We start from the raw sequence: 12522 nt of genomic DNA, 5'->3' as shown, positions 1-12522 counted from the left end.
CAGTTTCGTTTCGGAATAAACTCATACCAATTACAGACCACATAATAGCTTCTAGCGGTAACCGCCTTTTACGAACAGTGGCAACTCCCGCATGTTCAAATGCTTGTTCAAGAATATCAGGGTCAAGAACCTGCTTAAGTTTGTCGAGTGTATGTACATCATCTAAAAAGGAGGACATATCATCAAAGTGTTGAATTAGAGACATAAAAAAAATCCGATACTATTTCTAATATCGGATTGTGAAGCTATGAAAAGATCAGTCAAGTGATCATAAAAATATGCTTAACTGATCTGCATTAGACATATTGTCAGCTTTTTTTATGCACGCAATTAAAGTAAATCTTTTAATTGGTATAACAGCTGGTGTGCTTGTCTTGGTGTTAAACTGTCTGGGTCGAGCTGCTGTAAAGTTAGCTCAAGTTCAGAGGGTTCATTGTCAAACGCCAGTGCTTGCTGTTGTTGCACAGGGGCTGTAACAGGCTGATGATTTTCAAGCATTTTTAGTTTTTGCTTTGCTTGCTGAATAACGGCTTTTGGTACACCGGCAAGCGCGGCAACTTGTAAACCAAAGCTTTTACTTGCTGCACCTTCAAGCACGGTATGCATAAAGGCAATAGTGTCGTTATGCTCAATCGCATCTAGGTGAACATTAACCAATCCTTGCTGCTGCTCGGCCAGTTCAGTTAGCTCAAAATAATGGGTGGCGAATAAGGTTTTTGCGGCAATTTTTGAGGCTAAATAATCGGCCGTAGCATAGGCGAGAGACAGGCCATCATAGGTCGAAGTACCGCGTCCTATTTCATCCATCAAGACCAAAGATTGCGCCGTGGCATTGTTTAAAATGGTCGCTGTCTCTGTCATTTCAACCATAAAGGTTGAACGCCCTGATGCTAAATCATCACTTGCGCCAATACGCGTAAAAATGCGGTCAATATTGCCAATTTCTGCGCTGTCAGCAGGGACATAAGACCCAATATGTGCCATGAGTACAATTAACGCAGTTTGACGCATATAGGTTGATTTACCCCCCATGTTTGGCCCTGTGATGATCAACATCTTACGGTCGTTGCTTAACTCGACAGGGTTGGCAATAAAGGGGTCTTTCATTACTTGCTCAACAACGGGATGACGCCCTTGCTTTATGCTTATATTGTCGTTATCACACAGTGTTGGTTTGGCGTAGTTGAGCGCTTGCGCACGTTCAGCTAAATTATTAAGAACGTCTAAATCAGCCAGTACCGCAGCCATCGTTTGTAGCTGCTCAATATGCGGTGCTATAAATTCAAATAGTTGTTCATAAAGTTGTTTTTCGAGAGCCAACGCTTTTGATTGGCTACCGAGTACTTTGTCTTCATGCTCTTTTAGCTCAGGAATGATATAGCGTTCGTTATTTTTTAATGTTTGACGACGAATATAATCAGCAGGGACTAAGTGTGAATTAGCACGGCTAACTTCAATGAAGAAGCCATGCACCTTGTTGTAGCCAATTTTTAAGGTGCTGATGCCTGTGCGTTCACGCTCGCGCTCTTCCAGTTTTTCAAGGATATCGGTTGCGCCTTGGCTAAGCGCACGCCATTCATCTAACTCACTATTATAGCCTGGGGCAATAACTCCCCCATCACGAATAAGTACCGGTGGTGTTTCAATGACTGCGCGTTCTAGGAGATCTTGCAGCGCTGGTAATTCTTGTGACTGTGCGATGATCTGGTTAATGCGTGGATCGCTGGCATCATTAAGTAGCTCATGCAGTGGTGCCAGCGCTTGTAATGCACTACGTAAACGCGTTAAGTCACGAGGTCTGGCTGTGCACAATGCAAGGCGCGCGATAACTCGCTCAATATCACCAATTTGTTTTAATGATTCGTGCAGTTCGCCGCACAGTTGAGCATCGATGATCGCACTAATCGCATTTAGGCGTGAGTTAAGCTCATCTTTACTGCGCACAGGGGTATGAATTCGGCGTTTTAATAAACGAGACCCCATTGCTGTAGCGGTTTTATCAAGCACCTGTGCCAAGGTGTTTTCATAGCCTCCAGAGAGGTTAACAGTGAGCTCTAAGTTTTTACGGGTTGCAGCATCTAAGATCACTGCGTGTTCGTTTTGCTCAAGGGTAATGGCGCGAATATGTGGCAGAGCAATGCGTTGAGTGTCTTTTACATATTGCATTAAACAGCCCGCTGCAATCAGAGCGCAATGGGCTTTATCAACCCCAAAGCCAACTAGATCTTTGGTGCCAAATTGATCGCATAAGAGGTGTTGTGCGGTGTCTAAATCGAACTCCCATTCTGGGCGACGGCGAGCCCCTTTAATATGTTCGATTAAGTGAATATTGGCAAACGTTTCACTGTAAAGCAGTTCTGCTGGCGCGAGGCGTTGCAGTGTTGAGCTAAATGCTTCGTCAGTATTCACTTCAAGTACATTAAAACGGCCTGAGTTAATATCGAGGTAGGCAATGCCGTAAACACCGTGTTTATTTTGCCACACACTTGTGAGTAAGTTATCTTGGCGCTCTTGCAGTAAGGCTTCATCGGAAATAGTACCGGGTGTTACAATGCGCACGACTTTACGCTCTACCGGACCTTTGCTGGTTGCTGGGTCGCCTATTTGTTCGCAAATAGCAACCGATTCACCCATTTGTACAAGGCGTGCTAGGTAATTTTCTACTGCGTGATAAGGTACGCCGGCCATAGGAATAGGATCGCCACCGGCTTTACCGCGATGAGTTTGAGAAATATCAAGAAGTTGAGCTGCACGTTTAGCATCATCAAAAAAGAGTTCGTAAAAATCACCCATACGATAAAACAATAAAATATCGCGATGCTCGGCTTTTATTTTTAGATACTGCTGCATCATCGGTGTTTGTTGTTTTATAGTGTGTGGAGCATAAAGATCAAACGACATGTATTTACCCAAAGGCTGAATATGGAATTACATCAAGAGATTAAAACACTTGCTGCGAAATTAGGAGCTATTTTAACGGATAAACGCTTATGGATCACTACCGCTGAATCATGCACGGGCGGGGGCGTGAGCTATGCGCTAACAGATACACCAGGAAGTTCTCATTATATTGACCGTGCTTTTGTTACATACAGCAACCAAGCAAAGCATGAATTAATTGGTGTGAGTAACGAGACTTTACAGAACTTTGGCGCCGTCAGTGAGCAAACTGTTTTAGAAATGGCGTCAGGTGCTGCGAAGGCTGCAAAGGCAGATATTGCGATTGCTATTTCGGGTATTGCGGGCCCCGGTGGGGCAACCCGGGATAAACCGGTTGGTTTGGTGTGGTTTTGCGTGCATTTTGCAGGAAAAAATTACCCAAGCAAACATGTTTTTACCGGTGATAGAGCCAGTGTTAGAGCTCAAGCTATTGTTTATTCAATAGAAAAAGTTATCGAGATAATAAAATCAGAAAATTAGCTTGATACTGTGATTTCATACAGTATACTGTCTGCATTAGCCGGATTTGGAGAACAGAATGAACGATAACAAACAAAAAGCGTTGGACGCTGCTTTATCACAAATTGAACGTCAATTTGGTAAAGGTTCAATTATGAAATTGGGCGACAACAAAGCCCTTGATATTGAAGCTATCTCAACAGGTTCACTGGGGATTGATATTGCATTAGGTATAGGTGGTTTACCAGCAGGACGTATCGTTGAAGTATACGGCCCTGAATCATCAGGTAAAACAACGCTAACGCTACAAGTTATCGCTGAAGCTCAGAAGCAAGGCAAAACGTGTGCATTCGTTGATGCTGAGCATGCTCTCGATCCTGTATACGCACAAAAGCTAGGTGTAAACATTGATGAGTTACTTGTTTCTCAGCCTGATACTGGTGAGCAAGCATTAGAAATCTGTGACATGCTTGTTCGTTCAAGTGCGGTTGACGTGGTTATTGTTGACTCGGTTGCTGCATTAACACCAAAGGCTGAAATTGAAGGCGACATGGGTGACTCACACATGGGTCTTCAAGCTCGTTTAATGTCGCAAGCCCTTCGTAAATTAACGGGTAATATTAAGCGCTCGAACACCTTGTGTATTTTCATCAACCAAATCCGTATGAAAATAGGTGTTATGTTTGGTAACCCAGAAACAACAACGGGTGGTAACGCACTTAAATTCTACGCATCGGTACGTATTGATATTCGTCGTATTGGTTCGGTGAAAGAGGGTGATGAAGTTGTGGGTAATGAAACCCGCGTTAAAATTGTTAAAAACAAAGTTGCACCGCCGTTTAAACAAGCTGAGTTCATCATTATGTATGGTGAAGGTATCTCTAAACACGGTGAATTAATTGACTTAGGTGTTAAACATAAGATTGTTGAAAAGTCAGGTGCTTGGTATAGCTACAACGGTAATAAAGTAGGCCAAGGTAAAGCAAATTCAATTAAGTTCTTAAAAGACAACCCAGAGATCGCAGATGAGATTGAAGGTAAGTTACGTGAAATGCTATTACTTCAAGCAACTATTAAGCCTGAAGACGGTGTAGATGTTGGCTTGATAGCTGAAGACGAGCTATAAAACACCTTTACAGTGTATCGTTAAGCGTGATTTGACCCGCCCTTAACACAAAAAGACCGCTACTTAGTTAGCGGTTTTTTTATGGGCGAATAATAGTCGCACTGAACCGTTTTTATAGGTGAAAAGTTGCGCTGGGTGTAGCGGCGATTTACAGGGGCGGGCCTATACCAGTTCACTTAATTAATACCATTTTGCAAAAATACTTAATCATTTTGAGTGATTAAACCAGTCGCTACCTACGTTAAAAATTTCTGATTTAGAATAACTAAATAACTAAATAACTAAATAACTAAATAACTAAATAACTAAATAACTAAATAACTAAATTTTTGCCTTGTTATCAATGCGGTTTTATTGCCTCAAAATAGACCACTTAATTAAGCGTAATGCTATAAGTGAACAATTTTAGGAATTAAGGTAAGGGGATATAAGGGATTCAATCTGTCAACGCGGGATAAACCAGCTGCAACGAGTCGATATATAAAAGCCGCACAGTGTGCGACTTTTAAATTCTTAAAGTTTAGAGCTTATCGTTTCAAACTTGGCACTCATTAAAGCTGCCAGTTGAATGAAACAGCATAGCTACGTGGCGCACCATAGTAACCTTGTGCCCAGAATAGGCTATGAAGGTACTTTTCGTTGGTGACGTTATTAATATTTAAGTTAACACTAACATTGTCGTTAATATCGTAAGTGGCCATTAAGCTTAATAAACCATAGGCATCTTGCTGAGTGGTTATTTGCGGTGCATTAGTATCAGCATCGCGGACCTGTACGCGCTGCGTATCGTCTTGCCATTGGTAATTTAGGCCAAAGGTTAAGCCATCAACTTCAGGCACTTTGTGAGTTAGCGCAAGTTTAAATTGATTTTCTGGCGTGTAGTCTTTTACCAGCTCATCACCATCGATGTTTAAGTTGCTATAGCTAAAACTTGCACTCAATGTTTCATTGATTTGACCGCTAAGTTCTAGTTCAAAACCATCGCTATTAATGCCGTCTGCGCCATAGTAGCGTGTATCATCCGGTAAGGATCCTGGTACTGCTACAGCAAGACCCACTTGCTCTGCATCAAAGTAGGCAACAGTGACAAACAGGTTGTCATCAAGTAATTGTGCTTTTAAACCCACTTCACTACTTTTACCAGTAATAGGGTTGAGATAGTCACCATTTATGTCACGCTCAGTTTGCGGCACAAATGTTTCTGTGTAGCTTGCATAAGTTGAAAAGCGCTCGTTGATATCATAAACAACACCGTAGTAGGGCACGGTTTGATCGCTGTCTTTATCTTTCGCTTTCCCGTATGACTCACCTTCAGTTTCCCAATTTACTTGGCTGACACCTGCTAAGAAGCTAAGTGAATCGGTGGCTCTAATGCGTGTTGAAATATAAGCTGAACGTTGACGGCTAGTCAGATCTGCTCCTGTTAAACCATCAGTGAGTGTTGGAATTGGCGCAACTCCGTCCCAACCACCCAGTTCAGGCATTTTAGGGAAACCATTGCCTGTGGTGCGGTCATAAAGAGATTTATCATTATAATCCATGTCTGCTTGGTTAACACCAAACGATAGGTCATGCTCCATACCAAATAAATTAAATTTACCCGTTGCATAGATATCTAAAATGTCGTGCTTATCTTTATGATCGTATTCACTTGCGTAACCTGTTAAGCCTAAACCTGTTTCTCTATCAGGCGTGCCATAAACATAGAAAAGCTCAGAGTCTTGCTCATTTTCTAAGTGTGCATAGCTGGCTTTTAAAAACCAAGTATTAGTGATTGCTTGCTCAATAGATAAAAATAACTGCTCGGTGGTGTTGTTCCAGTATGACCAATCGGATGCAGTGCTAGTTGATACATCGAAGTTAGTCGCAGTACCATCGCTATAATAAAGTGGTAACGCCTCCCAAAGAGGGCTGTCTGCGTCTTTATTTTGTTTAACATAGTTAGCTGTTACGACTGTGCTGTTAGTCAGTTGGCCTTCATATGCTAAGTAATAAATTGTTTTATCTTGCTCGTAGCGATCAAGATAAGAGTCTGTTTTATGCTTTGTAAATACGGCACGCACTGCGTGGTTATCGTTGATAGCCGTTGATGCGTCAAGTTCAAGACGTTTATTATCCCATGAGCCATATGACACTGATGCATTGACCTGTGTTTGATATGTTGGGCGTTTTAATACCATGTTGACCGTTGCCGATGGATTACCAGCACCAGTCATTAAGCCATTAGCACCACGAACAATTTCGACACTATCGTATATAGAGGTATCAAGTGTGCCTTGAATAGAGCCATTATCTTGGGGTAAACCCATGCCATTAACTTGAAAGTTGGTAATTTCAAAGCCGCGAGCTTTAAAGTAGGTGCGATCGGTTTCAATTTGCTCAACAGTCACACCCGGGGTGCTTTCAAGTACTGAGTTTAAATCATCAAGTGAGAAGTCATCCATCAACGCACGAGAAACAACAGAGATAGACTGAGGTGTTTCTTTTATGGTTAAGCCCAATTTGGTCGCTGATTGAGCTTGTTCGGTAATATAGTTTTTGTGATGTTGACCGTAGACAGCAATTTTTTCGATCGCAGGTTCTTCTTTTGGTTGTTCTGCTAAAGCGTAGCCACTAAGAAGAGCTGAAGTCACTATGCTTAATTGTGACAAGCGCAAAAATTTAGTTGATGACATGCAAATTTCCAAATAGTTCAATGATGATTTAAATTAATGCGTAATTTAATCTAAATGAAAATGATTTGCAATTTGCTTTTTGGGGCTTTAATAAAAAAAGCGGCCGGAGCCGCTCAGGAAGTAAAACTATTTTTATACTTAAAAAACGTATTTTGCAGAAAATTGAAGGCGGTCCATATCACCATCAGCGCCACTTTCTAATTCTCGTTCAGCATGTTTCAGTTCAACACCAAATGTGAGTTTCTTTACTGGCGAGTATAAAATATTCGCGCTGTAGCTTTGACTTGTTTTAGTCGGATCACCCGAAATAGCTAACAGATCTGTGTTGTTATCAGCTGAGAAAAATGAATAAAGGAAAGTTGAACGCCACTGACTATTCCAGTGTTGTTGATAACCAATGAAGCCTGAAGTTGAGTCGATGGCATCTAGTTCATCACCATTAAGTACTGCACCATGTGCTACGTTTAAACCAACATATCGACCTAAGCCTGAACCTTGTGTCAGCATGAATTTGAGGTTGTTTTGACCAAAATTAACTTTACCCGATGCACTAATACCAAAGGATGTTTCGTCTGCATCGACGCCATTCTTTTTATAGGTTAGTTGACGCGCTAAACCTGTAAAAACTAATTCACCCCAGTCTGCTTTATGAGCATAACGCGCGGTAAAATCAGGTAAAGATGCATCATCCGTTGCAACGCGTGCGCCACCTTGGGTCGTAATTGTACTTTCTGGGTTTTCAACAGAGAACGACCAGTTGCCCGTTGAGTAACGAATTTGTGATTGGCGGGCAAAAACGGTCCCTTCTGCAGGGCCTACGAAGTCTAGCGTTTCTGGCAGTGCGCCTACGTTTTGAAAGTTTGACCACGCTTGACCAAATAACCAGCCATCATACGTGATAAAAGCTTGGCGAATACGCGGAGCATAGGAGTTGGTAACACGTTCATTACCACCCGGTGCGGAGGCTAAAAAGTCAATTTCGATTTTAGTGTTAACAGTTTTACCATTGTCTAACTTTGTTGCAGTGCCAAAGTTAAAACGCGATTGGCGGGCATGCATATCAAAGACTGCATCGCTGTCAACGTCAGGTCCCACGGGAGTTGTACTCGGTACATAAAAATCACGACCAATGCTGGTACCATCTGGAACACCTGATGAATAGTCACTCCACATCGCATCTAGCTTTACATAACCGCCATAAGTGATATCGGTATTACCTAAAGTGGCAGCACTTGCAGTGCCTGTTAGTGCGCATAACACGGCCGATGCCGTGAGGGTCTTTAAAGCGGTTATTTTTGTTGTTGTCATAATGTCTATTCCTGTTGAAGCTATTTGTGTGTTGTTGTATCACTGTTGTTTAAGAAATGACTTCTCTCAATTATCTATTGGTCTATTAGACTAAGGTGTTACATAGCGATAAATCGCTTACATCAACATATTGGAGTAGATTATAGGTGGCTATTACGAAGTTTTTAGCTATTTGGCGAGATATACAACTAAGGTCTAATACTTTAAGGGGCGTTGCTGAGTGATCCTTGAAGCAGGCCGAAGGCAAGTAATTAAAATGGAGACGACAACAATGTCACAAAGTATCTATCCAGTTCCCGCGCATATCAAGAATGCCGCATTAGTTGATAACGATAAATATAATACACTGTACAAGCAATCTATCGATGACCCTGAAGGATTTTGGCGAGAGCATGGTAAGCGTCTTGATTGGTCAACTCCTTATACTAAAGTTAAAAACACATCATTTGACAAAGGCCATATCAATATTCGTTGGTTTGAAGATGGCCAACTTAATGCCTCATATAACTGTATCGACCGTCATCTCGCTGCTAAAGCAAACAAAACAGCCCTTATCTGGGAAGGAGACAACCCAGAGCAAAGCGAAAATATTACCTACCAACAATTGCACGATGAAGTTGCAAAATTAGCAAATGGTCTTAAAAAGCTGGGTGTTGCAAAAGGTGACCGCGTAGCGATTTATATGCCAATGACTCCGCAGGCTGTATATGCCATGCAAGCGTGTGCTCGTATTGGCGCGATTCACTCTGTTGTGTTTGGTGGTTTTTCTCCATCAGCAATCGCTGACCGTATTAATGACTCAGGTGCAAAAGTCGTGATCACATCTGATGAAGGTCGTCGCGCTGGTAACTGCGTGCCATTAAAAGCAAATGTTGATGAAGCGGTATCACAAGATTCAGTAACCACAGTTGAGCATGTGATTGTTCACCAGTTAACTGGCGGTGAAGTAGAGTGGAACAGTCACGACGTATGGTGGCATGATTTAGTGGCAGATTTACCGGCAGATTGTGAACCAGAGCCAATGAATGCTGAAGATCCACTTTTCATTCTTTATACATCGGGCTCTACTGGTCAGCCTAAGGGTGTTGTTCACACTACGGGTGGCTACCTTGTTTACGCATCAATGACCCATGAATATGTATTTGATTTAAAAGAAGACGATATTTTCTGGTGCAGTGCTGATGTTGGTTGGATCACGGGTCACAGTTATATTGCGTATGGCCCATTAGTTAACGGCTGTACACAAGTGGTATTTGAAGGTGTACCCACTTACCCAACTGCAGGTCGTATGGGTGAAGTAATCGACAAACACAATGTCACTATTCTTTACACTGCACCAACCGCTATTCGCGCGTTGATGGCAAAAGGTGATGAGCCAACAGCGACATCAAAACGCACAAGTCTGCGTATTATGGGCTCTGTGGGTGAACCTATTAACCCTGAAGCATGGGCATGGTACTACGAGCATATCGGTAATGAGAATTGCCCAATTGTTGATACTTGGTGGCAAACAGAAACGGGTGGCATCATGATCACACCATTGCCGGGTGCAACAGACATGAAGCCTGGTTCTGCAACTCGTCCATTCTTTGGTATTGCACCTGCGCTTTATGATGCAGAAGGCAATACACTTGAAGGTGCGGTTGACGGTAACTTGGTTATTTTAGATAGCTGGCCTTCACAAGCTCGTACCGTGTATGGTGACCATGAGCGTTTTGAACAAACTTACTTCTCTGCTTACCCTGGTGTTTATTTCACGGGGGATGGTTGTCGCCGTGATGAAGATGGTTATTATTGGATCACTGGGCGTGTTGATGACGTACTGAATGTATCGGGCCATCGCTTAGGTACGGCTGAGATTGAAAGTGCCTTAGTTGCTCATGAAGCCGTTGCTGAGGCTGCCGTGGTGGGTTACCCGCACGACATCAAAGGCCAAGGTATTTACGTGTATATCACGCCAAATGAAGGCGTCACAGTGAGCGATGAATTAACCGCAGAAGTGCGTAACTGGGTTCGTAAAGAGCTAAGTCCTATTGCATCACCAGATATGATTCAATGGTCGCCAGGTTTACCAAAAACACGTTCAGGTAAGATTATGCGTCGAATTTTACGTAAAATTGCCGCTAATGAGCATCAACAGTTAGGTGATACTTCAACACTGGCCGATCCGAGTGTGGTTGATGAGCTAATCGAGAATAGATTAAATCGTTAAAAACGCGTTAAAAACTTGATTAGAAGTTGATTCTAAACGTAGTATATCGGCTGTCACTTAGAAATAGGTGTCAGCCGAATTTATTAGGAGTGAACCATGAGTCAGTTTTTAATAGCGGATGATCATCCGTTATTTCGTGAAGCGCTGAAAGGGGCATTGAGTACTAAGTTTACGGATTTGGAAGTATTTGAATCGGAAAACTTCGATACCACATTGCAAGTGCTAAGCGAACAAGAAGATCTTGATATCTTACTACTAGACCTTCACATGCCAGGAAATGGCGATTTATACGGCCTTATTCGTATTCGCGAAGATTACCCAAGCTTACCGATTGCAGTTGTGTCGGGGAGTGAAGACATAAATATTGTGTCGAAAGTAATGGGATACGGTGCGATGGGATTTATTCCTAAATCATCATCATCGGATGATATCGCAATGGCGATTAATCATATTCTAGAAGGCGATGTGTGGTTACCAGCAGAGCTTAAAGATAAAGTAGCAGCCGTTGATGGCGAAGACAAAGAAATTGCAGCTCAGGTGGCATCACTAACCCCACAACAATACAAAGTGCTGCAGTACCTGCATGAAGGTTTGTTAAATAAGCAAATCGCTTATGAGTTACATATCTCTGAAGCGACAGTAAAAGCACATATTACGGCCATTTTCAGAAAACTTGGCGTATACAACCGTACTCAAGCCGTGCTTATTGCCTCAAAACTTCAACTTGATCCTATTGAATCGAACTAGTCATTAGATAATAAAAATAATAAAGAGGCGAGCAGCCTCTTCATTCATTACTTAAGCAAACACCACGGTTCGATTACCGTTTATAAACAGTTTATGTTCAGAGGCCAACTGTAAGGCTTTGCAAAATACTGTTTTTTCAACATCTTTACCCATTTTTGCCATCATCTCTGCGGTATCCGCATGACTAACATGCGTCACATCTTGCAAAATAATTGGCCCTTCATCGAGTTCGTTATTAACAAAATGAGCGGTTGCACCAATGATTTTTACCCCACGTTCAAAGGCTTGGTGGTAGGGTTTTGCACCAATAAAGGCAGGTAAAAATGAATGGTGAATATTAATAATTTTACCTTCAAAGCGCGCCACAAACTCAGGGCTTAAAATACGCATGTATTTGGCAAGGCCGATAATATCAGGCTGGTAGCTGGCAATTAAATCACCCACTTTTTGGTCATGCTCAGCACGGCTTAAACCTTCGTGCGATACTACATGAAACGGCACGCCAAAGCCTGCAGCCAGTGGCGCTAAATCTGCATAGTTGGCAATCACGGCCAGTACTTCGATGTTTAAGGCTTTTTCGAATTGCTTAAGTAATACTCCCCCTAAACAATGTGCTTCTTTGGTGGCAAGCAATACCACTTTGGTTTTTTCACTGCTGTGCAGCGCAAGCTCTGCGCCATCAGGAAGTAGCTCAGCAAGGCTTGGTAAAAAGTCATCTGAAATAACCCCGCTTAATTCGGTGCGCATGAAAAAGCGTTGGGCATCTTTGTCTACAAATTCGTTATTACGGGTAATATTCAAATTATGTTGATGACAAAGACCGGTGATCTTGGCAATTAGACCCACATCATCATCGCATTGTGTTGTTAAAATCGTGTTCATAGTCCTCATTCTAATCCCATTTGTGTGAATGTTATTATTTGCTAATTTTTTAGCGCTGCATAGCGCAATTTCGACTATCTAATAATTAATTTTAAACAGACTGGTCTGGCTTTATAACAGTCAAAGCGCTGAAACTGTTGATATTACATGTAATGGTGTTGAGGTTTAACCCG

The 12522-nt window shown here is 42.2% G+C and carries 9 protein-coding genes; 4 read left to right on the top strand and 5 right to left on the bottom strand.

What is annotated here, in order from left to right; genetic code table 11:
* Nucleotides 1-205: transposase domain-containing protein (locus LPA49_RS19465; RefSeq protein ID WP_230237514.1), on the bottom strand; the 205-nt coding region annotated here is incomplete at its 3' end.
* Between the two features lie 125 nt (nt 206-330).
* Nucleotides 331-2901 (bottom strand): DNA mismatch repair protein MutS, encoded by a 2571-nt coding sequence (gene mutS / locus LPA49_RS19460; RefSeq protein WP_180311368.1) that lies wholly within the window; start codon nt 2899-2901, stop codon nt 331-333.
* Nucleotides 2902-2922: 21 nt separating this feature from the next.
* Between mutS and LPA49_RS19455 the strand changes: the two genes are divergently transcribed.
* Together LPA49_RS19455 and recA are read left to right on the top strand one after the other, a co-directional pair.
* Complete coding sequence (locus LPA49_RS19455; RefSeq protein WP_036970798.1) at nt 2923-3420, top strand: CinA family protein; 498 nt, start codon at nt 2923-2925, stop codon at nt 3418-3420.
* 58 nt (nt 3421-3478) lie between these two features.
* Nucleotides 3479-4525 carry a recombinase RecA gene (gene recA / locus LPA49_RS19450; RefSeq protein WP_036970796.1) on the top strand — a complete coding sequence of 349 codons (1047 nt, stop codon included), beginning with the start codon at nt 3479-3481 and terminating at the stop codon, nt 4523-4525.
* Nucleotides 4526-5076: 551 nt separating this feature from the next.
* Here recA and LPA49_RS19445 read toward each other — a convergent pair.
* Entirely contained in the window at nt 5077-7200 is a 2124-nt protein-coding gene (locus LPA49_RS19445) for a TonB-dependent siderophore receptor (RefSeq protein WP_230237512.1), read from the bottom strand.
* 138 nt (nt 7201-7338) lie between these two features.
* On the bottom strand, nt 7339-8508 hold the full coding sequence (locus LPA49_RS19440) for a DcaP family trimeric outer membrane transporter (RefSeq protein ID WP_036970793.1): 1170 nt from the start codon (nt 8506-8508) through the stop codon (nt 7339-7341).
* A 271-nt stretch (nt 8509-8779) separates the two neighbouring features.
* Between LPA49_RS19440 and acs the strand changes: the two genes are divergently transcribed.
* Nucleotides 8780-10720: an acetate--CoA ligase gene (gene acs, locus LPA49_RS19435; RefSeq protein ID WP_180311371.1), complete on the top strand. Its 1941-nt coding sequence runs from the start codon at nt 8780-8782 to the stop codon at nt 10718-10720.
* A 96-nt stretch (nt 10721-10816) separates the two neighbouring features.
* Nucleotides 10817-11467, top strand: coding sequence for a response regulator transcription factor (locus LPA49_RS19430; RefSeq protein WP_036970789.1), 651 nt, complete (start codon nt 10817-10819; stop codon nt 11465-11467).
* 51 nt (nt 11468-11518) lie between these two features.
* Here the strand turns inward: LPA49_RS19430 and purU are convergent, their stop codons facing one another.
* Nucleotides 11519-12349 carry a formyltetrahydrofolate deformylase gene (gene purU, locus LPA49_RS19425; RefSeq protein WP_074988871.1) on the bottom strand — a complete coding sequence of 277 codons (831 nt, stop codon included), beginning with the start codon at nt 12347-12349 and terminating at the stop codon, nt 11519-11521.
* Nucleotides 12350-12522: the final 173 nt, after the last annotated feature.

Origin of the sequence: Pseudoalteromonas sp. MB41 (genome assembly GCF_020966275.1) — a bacterium.
Taxonomy (GTDB): domain Bacteria; phylum Pseudomonadota; class Gammaproteobacteria; order Enterobacterales; family Alteromonadaceae; genus Pseudoalteromonas; species Pseudoalteromonas lipolytica.
The sequence above is the reverse complement of the archived record's forward strand: the minus strand, read 5'-3'. Positions and strand labels throughout refer to the sequence as shown.

What these genes read in the sequence shown, in the direction of transcription:
- LPA49_RS19430 (WP_036970789.1), top strand. Translation starts at nt 10,817, where the DNA reads ATGAGTCAGTTTTTAATAGCGGATGATCATCCGTTATTTCGTGAAGCG.
- acs (WP_180311371.1), top strand. Translation starts at nt 8,780, where the DNA reads ATGTCACAAAGTATCTATCCAGTTCCCGCGCATATCAAGAATGCCGCA.
- LPA49_RS19445 (WP_230237512.1), bottom strand. Translation starts at nt 7,200, where the DNA reads ATGTCATCAACTAAATTTTTGCGCTTGTCACAATTAAGCATAGTGACT.
- recA (WP_036970796.1), top strand. Translation starts at nt 3,479, where the DNA reads ATGAACGATAACAAACAAAAAGCGTTGGACGCTGCTTTATCACAAATT.
- LPA49_RS19440 (WP_036970793.1), bottom strand. Translation starts at nt 8,508, where the DNA reads ATGACAACAACAAAAATAACCGCTTTAAAGACCCTCACGGCATCGGCC.
- purU (WP_074988871.1), bottom strand. Translation starts at nt 12,349, where the DNA reads ATGAACACGATTTTAACAACACAATGCGATGATGATGTGGGTCTAATT.
- mutS (WP_180311368.1), bottom strand. Translation starts at nt 2,901, where the DNA reads ATGTCGTTTGATCTTTATGCTCCACACACTATAAAACAACAAACACCG.
- LPA49_RS19455 (WP_036970798.1), top strand. Translation starts at nt 2,923, where the DNA reads ATGGAATTACATCAAGAGATTAAAACACTTGCTGCGAAATTAGGAGCT.